This is a genomic window from Dermabacter sp. Marseille-Q3180 (assembly GCF_940792985.1).
Classification (GTDB): Bacteria; Actinomycetota; Actinomycetes; order Actinomycetales; family Dermabacteraceae; genus Dermabacter; species Dermabacter vaginalis.
The window spans coordinates 374139-388906 of sequence record NZ_CALNWU010000001.1; the positions used below are offsets into that span (position 1 = coordinate 374139).

Consider the following 14768-nt stretch of genomic DNA (forward strand, 5'->3'; position numbering starts at 1 on the left):
CCACGACTCGACTCCCCGCAAGTTGACGGATTCTTGATAAGAACTGAAGTACTGTGCTACGCTTCCACTGACGATGGGAGACGACATGCGCGATGACGACCACCTTGACTGGCGTTCGGAGTTCACTCAGGAGGAGATCCAGACTCTGCGGTCTGCGATCCCGCAAGCCATTCATCTCAGCCAGCAACGTTCGGCCCGAGCGCACACCGAGTACCAGGACCCGGACGGAGACCAGGATGTTTACGGCGTCGGGATGGCTCGTGGGGCTCAGAAGGAACTTCAGGCGCTCATCAATGCCCTGCCCTCCTACCATGAACAACGGGTTCCCGGTACGCGTCGGACGCTGACGTATGTCGGCAACAGCCTCGTCTTCCTTCAGCGCGTGGGCAAGAAGATGCCGCGCAATCATCGTCGCTACCGTCCGAGCTATCTCCCCGAGAAGCGGCGAGAGATGTTCGCTGCGGCCAGCAACACGAAGTACACCGAGCCTGGCGGCCTGTTCGAACTCCCGCCCAGCCACATCAATGAGGAAGACGACGTGGCCCGCCTGTCCGATGCGCTCGACATCGTCTCAGATCCGAACGGCAAGGTGACGCTGTTCGTGCCGTATTACAGCAGCACGCCGTTCGGCGTCGGCACAATCTATTGGGCGCCAGCACGACTCAACGGTCGACACCTCGAATTCACCGATCCTGAGCGTCTGACCTACACGAAGGAACCGGCAGAAGCTCCGTCGGTACAGCAGAAGCCTCGTCTGGTCGGCGGCTTCGCCGAGGGAGATCGGCCTCGTACTCGGGCCAAGCTGCGCTCGCGTTCCGAGGAGAAGGAGGGTAGCTGATGCCAGAGCAAAGCCTGACCGATATTGCGCGCCTTTTTGATCCCGCCCGCCTGACTCAGGCGCGACGCATCTGCAAGATGAGTAAGACCGAACTCCATCGAGCGGTTGGAGTCTCTGCCGCCGCGATTGGTCAGTACGAGCGTGGCGAAGTCAGACCGCGTGCAGAGACAATCGCAGCGCTGGCCGACGCCCTCAAAGTTCCAGCAGGTTTTTTCGCACATGGCCGTCCTCGCGCACAAGTCGAGATCGCAGAAGCTTCATTCCGAAGGCTCCGATCGACCACTGTCAGTCAGCAGCAACAGGCCACTGCCTATGTCGAACAGGCGTGGGAGCTTAGCTGCTATCTCGAAGAGAGTGTCGAGTTCCCTGATATCGATCTGCCGGGCTGGGCGCAACCCGACTCGTTCGACGTGCCCGACCCGGTCACCGCGGCACGCGCTATGCGCGAGCATTGGCGGCTCGGTTTCGGCCCGATCCCTCATCTCGTTTATCAGCTAGAGCAGCACGGCATTCTCACGGTGTTCTTCTCAATGAAAGAAGAGGAGCTGGACGACAAGAGCCGTATCGATGCGTTCTCAACGATCGCCCTGCCGCGTCCTATGATCGTGCTCACACCGGACAAGGCCAATGATGTTATGCGCCACCGATTCTCCGCGGCTCACGAATTGGGACACATCGTGCTGCATCACGGGCGTCAAGGAAGTGACACCCAAATGGAGCGTCAAGCCGACGAGTTCGCGGCCGAGTTCCTCACGCCCCGTGATGTCATCTGCAACGAGCTTCCGAAGCGGGTTAACTTCAACCGGATCGAGGAGATCAGCGAATGGTGGGGCGTCTCGGTTCACTCATTGCTGTATCGCATGCGCGAGCTCGAAATCATTTCCGAGTCAACCACCAGGCGAGCCTACATAACGCTCAATAGCTTGCCGCGACGCTCACGACCAATCCGAGACTTCCCTGGGGAGCAACCAGAGCTCCTCAAGAACGCCATCGAGCTTCTCGAAACTGTCGACGTGACCGTTGTCGATATCGCGCGCGACCTACAGTTCACCCCCAGACATGTTCGGCAACTCGCGGGCATCGAGGATCCTCGGCCGAAGCTCTCGCTGGTGCCAACCCCAGACGACCGTCGAACCACGACGGCGCCCCCCGACGACATAGGGGGGAACTCCGAGGAGGAAGGAGCCGACATGGCTCATCGCTCTGCAATCACAGGCCGCTACATCTCGAATGCCGCGGCCGCTCGTCATCCGAAGACGAGCGTTACCGAAACCGGAGGGAACAAGTCGAGCGGCACGCACAACCGCTCGGCGATCTCCGGCCGGTACATCTCGGGCGCTGCCGCTGCTCGTCACCCCAACACGAGCGTGACGGAGAAGGGAAAGTAGGGCCGAACGAGAGAGGGCGGTCGATCTCCCTGGGACTGAGATCGACCGCCCTCTTCTCGTGCCACCCTAGCGGCAACTTCTTCGGCAACGACACAAGAACTCCAGAGACCTGCACCCCTCCTTCTCGCTTTCAAAGAGTGCGGCACTGCCGGGCCTCCACCGTGAGGTCCGGCTGTTCGGAGTCCCGGGTCTGACGGCTGAGCTGCTGCGCCCGCGTGAGCGCGGCAGTCGCGCGGGCGGCGTCGAGCTTCTGCGCATCCGATCCCGCATCGCGGCCAAGCGGGGTGTCATCGGTGATCTGGTACCGGCCGCGGTACGCGGCGACAACCCGGCCGGCCTGCCGCCACCGCTGCGCCGTCCGTGCGTCCGCGGGCGGCTTGCCCAGCGCGGCCGTCCACGGCTTCCCCTGATCCCGGTCGCGGCCGAGGACCGCCGCTGCGCGATGTTCGATCAGCTCTTCGCGTTCAGCGAGGGCGTGGTGCATCTCAGGGTCGGTCACGCCCGAGGCATACGGGATGAGCCCTGCGATCAGCCGCGGCGACCGGCGGGCGCGCCCGGACCCGGCGGGGCGGGCGGTGGCGCGGGCGAGGCGGTGATGCAGGACCGAGGCGAGGTCGTCGGCATCGGTAAAGCCGCGCGCCGCCACCAGCCGCGGAAACAGGGCGTCGAGGTCGTGATGATTCGCCTCGGCGCGGCGCAATTCCGCGGACAGGGCACCGTAGGCGTCCGAGCCGAGCACCACATCGACCTGCCCCTCGGTCAGGCCGGAGGTTTCCAGGAGGGTGGCCCAGCGGTCGTGCTGGGCGGCTTGGGCGATGGTCTCGTACTCCGCCGCCAACTGGGCGATGGACCCCCAGCGTTCGTGTTCGGCGGTGATGGTCTCGTGTGCGGACAGCTCGGCGCCGACGTGCTGGAGCACCCCGTACAGGACGGATCGGGCGGTGGCGTCGGGGTTGTCGGAGGGGTGCGGGGCGACATGCGCGTCGTCTGTGGTGTCGGTGGCGACGTAGGCGTAGTTCCCGTGCCGGCCGCGGGTCATCGCGACGTAGAAGTTCTCCCGCGTGGTCGTCGCCGTCACGACCGCGTGCGCGGTATCGACAGTGATCCCTTGGGCGCGGTGCCCGGTGATCGCATACCCGAGTTCGACCTGTTCGGCGACATAGGCGGCGGGGAGCACGAGCGATCCGCCGAAGCGTCGCCCGGCGGGGCGGACGGTGATCGACCCGTCGCTGGAGATGTCGGTGATGGTCCAGCGGTCGCCGTTGCGCACCCAGTTCTTGCCGTTCTTCGACCGCAGGCGCCGGTCGTTCTCCCTTGTGATGACCCGGTCACCCTTGGATGCCTGGGTGCCGTCGTGCAAGGCGACTTCTCGGCTGGGGGTGATGGTGCCGTCGAGGATGAGGTCGGCGCGGGCACGCTCGTTGAGCTGGGTGACACTCTCGCGGGTTTCGGCGACGAGGATCGACGCCCGCCCCACCTGGACGTCGTGTCGCCAGGCGGTGTAGGCGGCATCGATCATCGCGTCCTGGTCACCGCCGCGCACCCGGTCGTGCTTGATGAGCGTGTCGATCGCCGGGGTACGGCCGTGCCGCAGGGCCAGCGAGTTGGCCTTCTCCCATTGATGGGTGAACCGGTGTACGTCGACCAGTTCGGGGGCGTCGTCGCGGTCGTGGACGAGCATCCCGAACGCCCCGCCCGCATCCACGGCCTGGAGCTGCGACCAGTCACCCACGAGCAGGACTTTCGCGCCGGCTTGTTCGGCGAGGCCGGTGATGCGATCGAGGGAGCCGGTGCCGGCCAGGGATGCCTCGTCGAGGATCACGAGCTGGTCCTTGTCGAACGTGGTCCCGTGGAGGAGGTGCATCTGCCACCAGCGGGCCGTGTTCTCCGTCTCGATGCCCAGTTCCTCGCCGAGCACCTGCGCCGCGTTCTCCGACGGCGCCAAACCGACCACGCTGCCGGCGCCGTGTTGCTTCTCCCACGCCCGTTTCAACGCGCTCATCGCCGTTGTCTTCCCCGCACCTGCGGGCCCGACGAGCACGTCCACGACCCGGCCCGACACCGCGATCCGCTGCAGGGCATCGGCCTGATCGGGGCCGAGCCGGCGCCCTTCCGAGTCGGGCCTGCTGGTGATCTTCTCGACGGTGGCCAGTTCCACGGTCGGCCCGGTCGTCGCGTGCGAGCGGTCGAGGAGCCGGTCTTCCGCGGCTAGCAGTTCCTCGGTGGAGTACAGGACGGCGCTGGGGTGGCGGAAGCGGCTTGATCCGTCGGGGCGGCGGAACACGATCGGGCTCGATGCCAGCTCCGGCGGCGTCAACCGCAGCGACGCCTGTTCGGCGGCGTCGGTCAGCATCCCGGTAATCGCCTCCCTGTCGGCAGCGGTCGCGAACCGCACCCCCATGAGCTGCCGGCTCGCTTCGGAGTGGAGGTTCCAGCGCCGCCACGTCGACCGCTTCTCACCCACCGCCGCGACGACGGACTGGCCGAGGTCGGTGATGGTGTCCACGGGCACGTCGTCGGCCCGCAACAGCGCTGCCTGTTCCCCGCTTGTGAGGGTGCGCGCCCAGGCGGTCGCGTCCTCGCCGAGGACCTCGCCTGCGCGGTGGCGCCAGTTGGCGGTGAGGGTAGCGAGCGACTGGACCTGCTTCTCGGGTCGGGTCGCGAGGGTCGCTTGGGCGCGGAGCTTCAGGATCGTCTTCGTCGACGGTTCACGGCCGTGCTTGGCCCGGTAGGCGTCGATCAGGCGGGTCTTCTCCTCCTCGATCTGCCGAGACCGGGAGGAGAACTCCGAGATCAGCTCCTCCGGTACCGGGGCGAGCTCCCATGCCGGGTTGCGATCCCGGCCCCGTTCCCTGGCCTCCCACTCGATCCCGAACATGCCCGTGATCCGGTCGGCGAGGGTGGCGTTGTACAGCTCGGACAGGGCGACGACCGAGGCGTGCACCGGGCGACCGGCGAGGGTCCGCCACTTCTGGTCCTGCACGGTGAGCACTTTGTTGCTGACCACGACGTGGGTGTGCAGCTGCGGATCGCCACGGCGTGAGTCGTAGTGGTCGAACGCGGTGGCGAGGACGCCGGCGACATCGACATGCGCGACCGCGCCCTCCGGTCCGGCGGCACCGACGCGCGTGGTCGCGACCTCGCGTTCGAGGAACGCGATCACCTCCGCGACCGCCTGATGGTGCGCGTCCGCAATCAGCGATTGCGTGCCCGCATCCGCAACGCCCCACCAGGCCGACAGCGACTTCGGCACCGAGAACGTCAGATCATACCCCGCGACCGCGCGGCGGGTGCCGCGCTCGGCTTCCTCCGCCTCGATGGCCGCGACCTGCTCCGCACGAGATACCGGCCCCAGCTCCGGGTCGAGGTCGGCGACCCGACGATCGACGCGGTCCTGCACGCTCGCGTACTGCCGATACGCTTCACCCAATGGCTCGCCTGTGATGGGGTCGCGGCCCATCCCGACCAGGAGCTGGAGCTGCGCCTCGGTGACTCGGCCGCCCTCGGCCAGCTCACCGCTGCCGAGGGACGGCAGGCCCGTCCCCATCCAAAACCCGGGGGGCGTGCCCTCCTCCGTGTAATACTTCGTCAGCGGAGTCGACAGGGAACGGTCGCCGTCGCCCGCGGCGACGGTGCGTAGCAGGTACTGGTAGCCGTCGCCGGCGCTCATCACTCGCATCGAGACCGTCATACCGAGCAGGTGAGCACCCGAAGTGGTGCATGACGCCACCATGCCCAGCGCGAGATTCCGCCCGCCACCTATGAGGGCCGCGCTTCGTCCGGCCGTACGTTGTCGGCTTCACGCAGTCGGGCTTGAACACTGAGCGTCCTGTGCACGGCAGACGTGTGGCGCGAGCAGGAGCAGCCCGTAGGCGAGGACAAGGAAGAACGCTACCGCCCCTGTTGCGGTCCGGGCAGCACCGGATACCGGCTCGCAGTTGCGCCGTACACCACCGCATCCAGCAGCAGACCGGTCACGGCGATCACCGTACCGAACAGCAGACGGAGCGTGAGCGAGTCGGTACGGGGCCGGCGGAAGATCAGATAGGCCAAGGTTGCGATCCCGAGTGTGAACACCCCGAATCCCGCGACCAGCAGCATGTCACCCCAGCGCGCGGCCCGATGACCTGCGCGGTTGGCCGAGCCCTGGCTGCATAGGAGAGAATGAGGGCACCGTGGATGAGGTCAACACGAAGCGAGGATGCGATGGCCAAGGTCAACTTCAAGCGACTGGGCCAGGGGGCCTCGGCTCCGGCCAATACGATTACCGACCCCCGTGATCTATTCAACGCTCTCCCTGAGAAAGTCTCCGGACTGGACTATCTGAGAGGGCCGCAAGATCAGGTGCTGGCCGCTTGGCACGAGCGTCGCGACGAACGGGACCTCGTGATCAAGATGAATACAGGGGGCGGCAAAACGCTGGTCGGGCTCCTGCTGGCTCGTAGTTGGCTTAACGAGGGAATCCGACCGGTTGCTTACCTCGTGCCTGATGACTTCCTCACGGCCCAGGTCACTAACGAGGCACAACGAGCGGGGATCACCACCACGAACGACCCCAAATCGCCCGAGTATCAGCAGGGACGCGCCGTCCTCGTCGGGACGTTCGCCATACTCTTCAATGGCTTGTCAGTCTTCGGGGTCGGCGGCAGCGTGTCCAAGCCTCCGTCGCACGGACTCGCAGGAGTGATCATTGATGACGCTCACGCCTGCATCGCGCAGGCAGATCATGTGTTCCGGCTCCGGGTCGATGCTGAGTCGTCCGCATACGACGAGCTGCTGGACCTTTTTGCTGCCGATTTAAAGGTTCAGTCTCCTAGCGGATATTTGGACTTGGAATCTCGTCACCGTAGTGCGATTCAGGAGGTTCCATTCTGGGCCTGGCAAGCGAAACAAGATCAAGTCTTGTCCATCCTGCACCCGCTTTCGACCGGCGCTCTGAAGTGGGGTTGGCCCCTTGTTGTTGACAGCCTCCCGCTCTGTACTGGCGTTATTACAAGCGACGCCTTCGAGATATACCCTCCTTGTCACCCAACCGAAGCGCTTCTCGGGTTCTCCCAGGCGCAGCGACGCGTGTACCTCACCGCCACTCTTGCTGACGACTCAGTGCTTGTCCGGCACTTCGGCGCCGCCCCAGAGTCGGTCGCACGACCCATTTTCCCTTCAAGCGCGGGCGATATAGGGGATCGGATGATCCTTGTGCCCCAGCAACTCGTGCCGAGAGCGACAGATAACGAAGTGCGTGAGCTTGTCCTAGATCTGGCAGAAGAGCAAAACGTTGTTGTCATCGTTCCGAGCCATGCACGTGCCGACTGGTGGCGGGACGACGCTGCCCTCGTTCTCGACCGTAACAACATCCACGAGGGCATCGAGAAAGTACACCAGAACCCCCAACTGGGACTCGTAGTCCTCGTCAACCGCTACGACGGCATTGACCTACCCGGCGACGCGTGCCACGTCCTAGTCATTGATGGACTCCCCGAAGCACTCGACGGGCCCGAACGGATAGCGCAGGCGCGACTAACCGGATCAGCAAATCTCCTTGGTCGGCAGATTCAACGCCTGGAGCAGGGTATGGGTCGGGCTACTCGGTCAAACGAAGACCATGCCGTGGTTCTCCTCCTTGGGGCTCGGTTGGCCGAACGCCTGAATGCGCCCGAAGCACGAGGCTTCTTCTCTCCCGCGACCAGAGTGCAACTGGACCTCGCGGCGGAAGTTGCGAGCGAGGTCGAAGCCGAGACCCTTGACGATCTACATGACATCATGAATCAGTGCCTCGAACGCGATAGGGACTGGATCGCTTACAGCAAGGGCGCTCTGGCGCAGGTCCGTTACGACGCTTCGATGGTCGTTGAAACCGCTAAGGCTGAGCGACTCGCATTTAGTGAAGCCATGCGTGGCGACTATGTGTCCGCGGCACGAGAACAGCAGTCAGTCGTCAATAGCATCACGGATGACGACACTACACAAACACTCCAGCAACAGCGACTCGCGACTTACATCAACTTCTTCGATCCATCGCAAGCACAACAGATTCAAAAGACGGCTAATCGCGCGAACATGCGACTACTTCGACCTCTCGCAGGTGTGCAGTACGAGAGATTGAAAGCGGCCAGCCGCCCGCAGGCTGAGCAGGCTTCATCTTGGCTGCAAGCGAGGTACGAGTCCGGTAACGATCTGCTCCTCGGTTTCAACGCCCTAGCGCAAGACCTAGATTGGGGGCCTCGGACGGACCAGTTTGAGCAGGCGGTGCGAGATCTTGCGGAACATATCGGACACGTAGGGCAGAGACCCGAGCAACTTCCCAAGCCCGGACCCGACAACTTGTGGGCGCTCAGCGACGGGAGTTTCTGTGTCATTGAGGCGAAGAGTGACGCGGACGCCGGGCACCCGGTCTACAAGAAGTGGGCCGGGCAACTTTCCCAAGCGATGGATTGGTTCCGTGAACAGTATCCGAGTAGCCAATCGGTTCCTGTGCTTATCCACCCGGAGGAGAGGTTCGATTCACACGCTGCGATACCGTCGGGCTGCCGGGTTATTACCACGGAGCAGCTTGCTCGCCTGAAGAAGGCGCTGGCGTCCTTCGCTACAGGGCTGGCTTCGAATGATGCCTTCCGTGATCCCGCTCGTGTCGCCAGCCTTTTGAACGATCATGGGTTGACCGCCGCCGAGTTCATGCGTCGATTCTCGGTAGAGGGACGATACTGAGTGCCCTGCCAGTTCATCCTCGCGAGACCAGCGGGGCTAGGAGATGCAACCGCATGAACTCAGACCCATTCGAAAGCCTTGCCCCAAGGGCCGAGGGCTACCGCACCTGCGCAGAGTGCGGAGCCGATTGCGCGCCAGAGCCGTTCGACGCGGGCGAGGGCACGGGCCTGCGCATCGCGTTCTCCTGCCCCGCGCACGGCGTGCATACGGTCGTGGACCCGTTCGAGGAGACCCGCTGACTAAAGCCTGCTGATCGATCTGTGCATCCATCTCTCGGCCAGCAGCGCGATCCCCATCACCGTCTTCGACTCACGCCGCATCGACGGCCACCTCACTGTGCGGCACACTGACGGACAGCACGTGGGAGGCATGCAGATCGTCATCGATACGCGCTAGATGGCCCTGGTAGCGACGAAACTCGTGCACGATCGCAGAGCGCTCAGTGCGATCCAGTGACAGCACCTTCACGGGCCAGCCCCTGGCCCCTCCCATCCGGGATGCGCTCACGCCGATCAGGTGCGCTGATGACGACACTTGAACCCGGTTGTCAACTCAAGTTGACGCGGCGAGCCTCGCTTGAAAGACGTGTGGCCTCTCGATCAGGTGCTGTCGGCAGTGGTCTACTGGCTGCCCGAGCTGCGGAATGGGTGATCGCCTCTGCGGCCCGTGGAGGCGAAGGGGACGCATAGTGCAGCGAGGACGAAAGTGACCCAGTCGAGGTCACTGTTGGGGACCGCAACCGCGCGGGAGTAGCCCACCCGAGGCATCCGGTCAGGTGCTCGACACCGTTCCGCGCATCACCGGACGCCTCGGGCGCACCTTCGCCCAGTGGGCACGTGAGAACACCACGGACTGGTGAACCCGCCCCTGCCATGATCCAGCGCGTGTTCTCACTGCCCTCCGTGACCATTCACTCGCGTGCCTCAGCACGTGTTCTCGGCCTACTCCTCACCGGTAAGGCGGGACGGGCCCGGTCGTCAATCTCGCCGACAGCCTCCCCATCGAGCTCTGAGCGCACAAAGTCGCCCGAGGTCGGGATAGGTTTTAAACTTTGCGCCCGACAGGACCCATAGATGCAAGCTAGATCACCAAGCAAGCTTCAATAGCTCATTCAACGTTAAGGTGAAGGCTATGAACGATGAACCAACGAACATCCAGACCTTCCGACTCGAAGTGGATCTTGAGACCGTCGCGGGCGACCCAGCGGAAGAGCTTGGGCGCGTACTGCGCTACTGGGCCGGCAACCTCAAGCACTACTCGTTCGACAAGCCGCATCACGAAGCTGTCATGGACTCCACGTACCGCGAGGTCGGACACTGGTCCCTCTCCTGACCACACCGCATTCCCTGGGCCCAGCGATTGCCTCGGGGGTTGTGGTCAGCTGGATGTCATGCTCCGCCCACACCTCTCGTCGTCTGCGGCGATATCGAGGTACTCGCTGAGCTTTGCCGAAGCCTTGAGCATCGCTATGCCTTGTGCGGTCAGTTTGGCTTGCCAGTCTCCGACGGTCTTCGAAAGTTCATCCGTGCCGCCGGCCGAGCGTATCTGCCCAATCACTACCGCGATCTGGTCGAGCAAATAGCCGCCCCGACGCAGTAGGTGGGCGAGGCGGGCATCGCGAACATCGTCGTTCGCATACACCCGGTATCCTGTGGCGAGGTCACGCTGGGGGTCGAGGATTCCAGCTCGCTCCCAAGTTCGCACGGTTGCCGGGCTCAGATCCAATGCATGCGCCAGTTCCCCAATGGAACGGAAGCCAGCCGAGGGTGAAGCACCTACGGAGAGTTCGTCGGACTCAGCGGCGATGTGCTCCACAGCTTCGCGCACAGTACTCAGAGTTGCGCGGTCGCGCATGAGTTGCTCGTGCCCGGCATCGATCACTGCCAGAGCGTCGTCGGTCCTGCCTTGATGGACCGCCTGCATGATCGACCTGGCGCTAGCGTGCCCGAACCCGCGAACGAGTGCGACATAGGCGCGCAGTGCTGCGGCGTGCACGTCCGTGTAGATCCGGTAGCCCGTCGGCGTCCGATCGGCGGGTGGGAGGCAGCCGTTGCGCTCGTAGTTGCGCACCGCCTGGGTGGACAGGCCATGCTCTCGCGCCAGGTCGGCGGGTCGGAGGCTTCTCATCGTATTGAGACTTTACCACCGCCTGGCCGCAGGAATCGACGCAAAGTATCAACAGCTCGTTCAGAGATACGATTGATGCACATGAGTCATCATGTCAAAGAGTCATCAAGCCCGATCACGGCAGGTTCGTCAACGCCGGATGTCATCCGCGTCCGAGGAGCACACAGCCACAACCTCAGGGGTGTCGATGTCGAAATCCCCAAGCGCAAGCTGACCGTCTTCGCAGGCCTGTCAGGGTCAGGAAAGTCAAGCCTCGCCTTCGGAACGATCGCATCTGAGAGCAGGCGCCTGATCAACGAGACCTATTCCGCGTTCCTCCAAGGCTTCATGCCGACGCTCTCTCGCCCTGATGCCGACGAGATGTCGGGGCTCACGGCGGCTGTCGTGGTCAACCAAGACCCGATCGGCGCCAACGCCCGCTCGACGGTAGGCACGGCCACCGACGCCTATGCCCTCCTGCGGTTGCTCTTCTCCCGCATCTCCACTCCATATGTGGGGCCAGCCGCGTGCTTCTCCTTCAATGCGCCTGATGGAATGTGTCCGGCCTGTGAGGGCATCGGAACGGCATCCGCCATCGACGAAGACATCTTGGTCGACCGCAATCGATCTCTGAACGACGGAGCCATCACCGTGCCGAACTTCGGCGTCGGCACCTGGTACTGGCGCCCCTACGGCGAATCGGACCGCCTCGACGCGGACAAGCCGCTGCACCAGTACAGCCCGGAGGAATGGGACTGGCTGATGCACGCAGAACCCGTCAAAGTCCGTCTCGGACACACCAACACGACGTACGAGGGTCTTGTCCGGAAAGTCCGCCGAGTCTTCCTCGACAAGGCCGGTGAGACGAAGCAGAAGCACATCCGCGACTTCATCGCTCGAGTTGCGACCTTCGCTGAGTGCGCCGAGTGCCGAGGCACCCGATTGAACGAGGCCGCACGGACGGCGACAGTGCAGGGAGCGACCATCTCTGAGTGCACCGCCTTGCAGGTGAGTGACCTGCGGTCCTGGCTGGATCGCATTGACGACTCGGACGTCGCACCGCTGATCGTGCAGCTGCGCCGCATGCTCGATTCCCTTGCCCTCGTCGGTCTCGGGTATCTCTCCCTCGACCGTCAGACCTCCACCCTCTCCGGCGGAGAGGCTCAGCGGATCAAGATCGTCCGTCACCTTGGTTCGGCTCTGACGGACATCACCTACGTCTTCGACGAACCCACCAGTGGCCTCCATCCCCACGACATCGACCGCATGATCGCCCTGTTACTCCAGCTTCGAGACAAAGGCAACACCGTCCTCGTCGTCGAACACAAGCCTGCAGTCATCGCCGCCGCCGACCACATCATCGAACTCGGGCCGGGCGCCGGACGCGATGGCGGAACGATCACGTACGCCGGCGCACCGGCGGGGTTGCTCGACAGCGGCACGGTCACCGCGCGTGCTCTCGGCCATCGCAGCACAGAGGAACGTGAAGCCCGGCAGCCCACCGGAGCGCTGAAGATCCGCAACGCGACAGCACACAACCTCAAGCACGTCTCCGTGGACATTCCCACGGGTGTGCTCAGCGTCGTGACAGGCGTGGCCGGATCAGGCAAGTCCACTCTCATCCGTCAAGGCCTCGACGGCCAGCCCGGGGTACTGCTCATCGATCAGAGCCCGCTGAGGGGCTCGCGACGCTCCATCCCCGCCACCTACACCGGCCTTCTCGACTCCATCCGGAGCGCATTCGCAAAGGCCAACGGCGTCAGCGCCTCGCTCTTCTCCGCGAACTCCGACGGCGCCTGCGCCACGTGCCGCGGGCTCGGAGTCGTCTACACCGACCTGGCAATCATGGCCGACGTTGAAAGCACTTGCCCCGAATGCGACGGTCGCCGCTACAGACCAGACGTGCTGACCCACCGGCTCCACGGCCTGGCCATCGACGAGGTGCTCAGCCTGACAGTTCGCGAAGCCCGCGAGATCTTCCGCACCGGCAAATCCGCCGGGATCCTCGACCAGCTTCTCACCGTTGGCCTGCCCTATCTGACTCTCGGCCAACCACTGAGCACTTTGTCCGGAGGCGAACGACAGCGACTAAAGCTCGCCTCGGCCCTGCGCGACGACGCCAACGTCTACGTCCTGGACGAACCATCCAGCGGCATGCACCTCGCAGACACGCAGATGCTCATCACCATGCTCGGCAACCTCGTTGATTCCGGGCGCAGCGTCGTTGCCATCGAACACAACCTCGCGGTCATCGCGGCAGCCGATTGGATCATCGACATCGGACCCGGGGCCGGAACTGACGGGGGGCGTGTGGTGTTCGAAGGGACCCCACAGCACATGGTCGCGACAGCCGACACGTACACAGCCATTCACCTGCGTGCCTGGACCGAAGCCCACGGTCGCTGACGATCCCCTTCTGCCCTCTTCACGCCGATCATCACTGAAAGGAACCTCTTTGAAGCGTCCTGGGTTTAGTTCCTACCTCTGCTAAGGAAGGATTGGCACTATGCCCAGAAAGTATTCCGCCGAATTCAAGGAGAAGGCGATCCATCAAGTCCTAGAGATGGTCCGTCTGGAATCCTGCTCACGGCAACGCGCGTACGAGGAAGTCGGAGAGCTCCTTGGCGTGTCCCACCACACGTTACGCGCCTGGTACCGTGACAGCGTCGCCCATGAGCAGACGGCACCAACAGGTGGCGAAACCATGGAAGAAGAGCTCAAACGGCTACGCCGGGAAAACCGCGAGCTGAAACGAGCCAACGGAATCCTCAAGACTGCCTCGGCTTTTTTCGCGGCGGAACTCGACCGACCCACGACCAGATGATCTCCTACATCGACGAGTACAAGGAGCAATTTGGGGTCGAGGCCATCTGCCGTGTTCTGAAACAAGCAGACCGTGGATTCATCACCTCCCGCGGCTACCGTAACGCCACCACCCGCGCCCCGAGTGCGAGGGCTTTAAGCGATAGCCTGCTTATCCCAGAGATTCAGGTCGTCCATGCGGAAAACTTCTCGGTCTACGGCATCCGCAAGATGTGGCACGCCATGAACCGTGAGGGCTTTCATATCGGCCGCGACAAGACCGCACGCCTGATGAAACTTGCAGGTGTGTCTGGTCGACGACGTGGACGCACCCCGGCGACCACGATCAGCCCTAAGGTGCCGGATCATCGTCCGGATCTTGTGCAGCGAAACTTCCGGGCCACAGCACCTGGGCGACTTTGGGTCGCCGACATTACCTACGTTCGCACCCTGTCAGGATTCGCCTACACCGCGTTTGTCATTGACGTCTACAGCCGCAAAATAGTCGGTGTTGCCACCCGATCTACGATGCGCACCGATGCGCTGCCGATGGAGGCACTGGAACATGCTTTAACGACTGCCGGTCGAATCCACGGCGACCAGCTGATACACCACAGTGACCGGGGAAGTCAGTACGTGTCACTGAAGTACTCCACCGCACTGGCCGAAGCCGAGATCCGGCCGAGTGTCGGCACAGTCGGAGATTCCTATGACAACGCGCTGGCCGAGACTGTTAACGGTCTCTACAAGGCTGAACTTATCCATCCTCAAGGCCCGTGGACATCAGTAGGAGAAGTCGAGCTAGCCACCTTGCGGTGGGTGCACTGGTGGAACACCAAACGTCTTCACGAAGCATTGGGCTACGCCACCCCACAAGAAGTAGAAACCGAGTACTATCTCACCGAGCCCATCAACACAGGGCCGTAAAA

General features: G+C 63.5%; 10 protein-coding genes. 7 read left to right on the top strand and 3 right to left on the bottom strand.

Annotation, left to right across the window (positions count from 1 at the left end; genetic code table 11):
- The first annotated feature begins 85 nt into the window (after positions 1 to 85).
- Both NBW56_RS01730 and NBW56_RS01735 read left to right on the top strand, forming a co-directional pair.
- Complete coding sequence (locus NBW56_RS01730; RefSeq protein ID WP_108871775.1) at positions 86 to 838, top strand: hypothetical protein; 753 nt, start codon at positions 86 to 88, stop codon at positions 836 to 838.
- Positions 838 to 2226: a helix-turn-helix domain-containing protein gene (locus tag NBW56_RS01735; protein WP_250257745.1), complete on the top strand. Its 1389-nt coding sequence runs from the start codon at positions 838 to 840 to the stop codon at positions 2224 to 2226. The genes NBW56_RS01730 and NBW56_RS01735 overlap by 1 nt, the downstream gene beginning before the upstream one ends.
- Before the next feature lie 130 nt (positions 2227 to 2356).
- Here NBW56_RS01735 and mobF read toward each other — a convergent pair whose 3' ends face one another.
- Together mobF and NBW56_RS01745 are read right to left on the bottom strand one after the other, a co-directional pair.
- Entirely contained in the window at positions 2357 to 5917 is a 3561-nt protein-coding gene (gene mobF / locus NBW56_RS01740) for a MobF family relaxase (RefSeq protein ID WP_250257746.1), read from the bottom strand.
- A gap of 200 nt (positions 5918 to 6117) precedes the next feature.
- Positions 6118 to 6327 carry a hypothetical protein gene (locus NBW56_RS01745; protein WP_250257747.1) on the bottom strand — a complete coding sequence of 70 codons (210 nt, stop codon included), beginning with the start codon at positions 6325 to 6327 and terminating at the stop codon, positions 6118 to 6120.
- 105 nt (positions 6328 to 6432) lie between these two features.
- Here NBW56_RS01745 and NBW56_RS01750 point away from each other — a divergent pair, with 105 nt between their 5' ends.
- The 3 genes from NBW56_RS01750 (at position 6433) to NBW56_RS01760 (ending at position 10263) form a co-directional block, all read left to right on the top strand.
- Complete coding sequence (locus NBW56_RS01750) at positions 6433 to 8931, top strand: helicase C-terminal domain-containing protein (RefSeq protein ID WP_250257748.1); 2499 nt, start codon at positions 6433 to 6435, stop codon at positions 8929 to 8931.
- A gap of 53 nt (positions 8932 to 8984) precedes the next feature.
- Positions 8985 to 9170 carry a hypothetical protein gene (locus NBW56_RS01755; protein WP_108871779.1) on the top strand — a complete coding sequence of 62 codons (186 nt, stop codon included), beginning with the start codon at positions 8985 to 8987 and terminating at the stop codon, positions 9168 to 9170.
- 892 nt (positions 9171 to 10062) lie between these two features.
- Complete coding sequence (locus NBW56_RS01760; RefSeq protein WP_165884072.1) at positions 10063 to 10263, top strand: hypothetical protein; 201 nt, start codon at positions 10063 to 10065, stop codon at positions 10261 to 10263.
- A 45-nt stretch (positions 10264 to 10308) separates the two neighbouring features.
- On the opposite strand, the gene NBW56_RS01765 is transcribed toward NBW56_RS01760, so the two are convergent.
- Positions 10309 to 11058 (bottom strand): TioE family transcriptional regulator, encoded by a 750-nt coding sequence (locus NBW56_RS01765; protein WP_250257749.1) that lies wholly within the window; start codon positions 11056 to 11058, stop codon positions 10309 to 10311.
- Positions 11059 to 11139: 81 nt separating this feature from the next.
- Here NBW56_RS01765 and NBW56_RS01770 point away from each other — a divergent pair, with 81 nt between their 5' ends.
- Together NBW56_RS01770 and NBW56_RS01775 are read left to right on the top strand one after the other, a co-directional pair.
- Complete coding sequence (locus NBW56_RS01770) at positions 11140 to 13443, top strand: ATP-binding cassette domain-containing protein (RefSeq protein WP_250257750.1); 2304 nt, start codon at positions 11140 to 11142, stop codon at positions 13441 to 13443.
- A 100-nt stretch (positions 13444 to 13543) separates the two neighbouring features.
- Positions 13544 to 14766 (top strand): IS3 family transposase gene (locus NBW56_RS01775; RefSeq protein WP_250257751.1). Its coding sequence is split into 2 segments (ribosomal slippage): positions 13544 to 13820 and positions 13820 to 14766, totalling 1224 coding nucleotides; the frame shifts between segments, so codons are not numbered across the junction.
- Positions 14767 to 14768 lie beyond the last annotated feature (2 nt).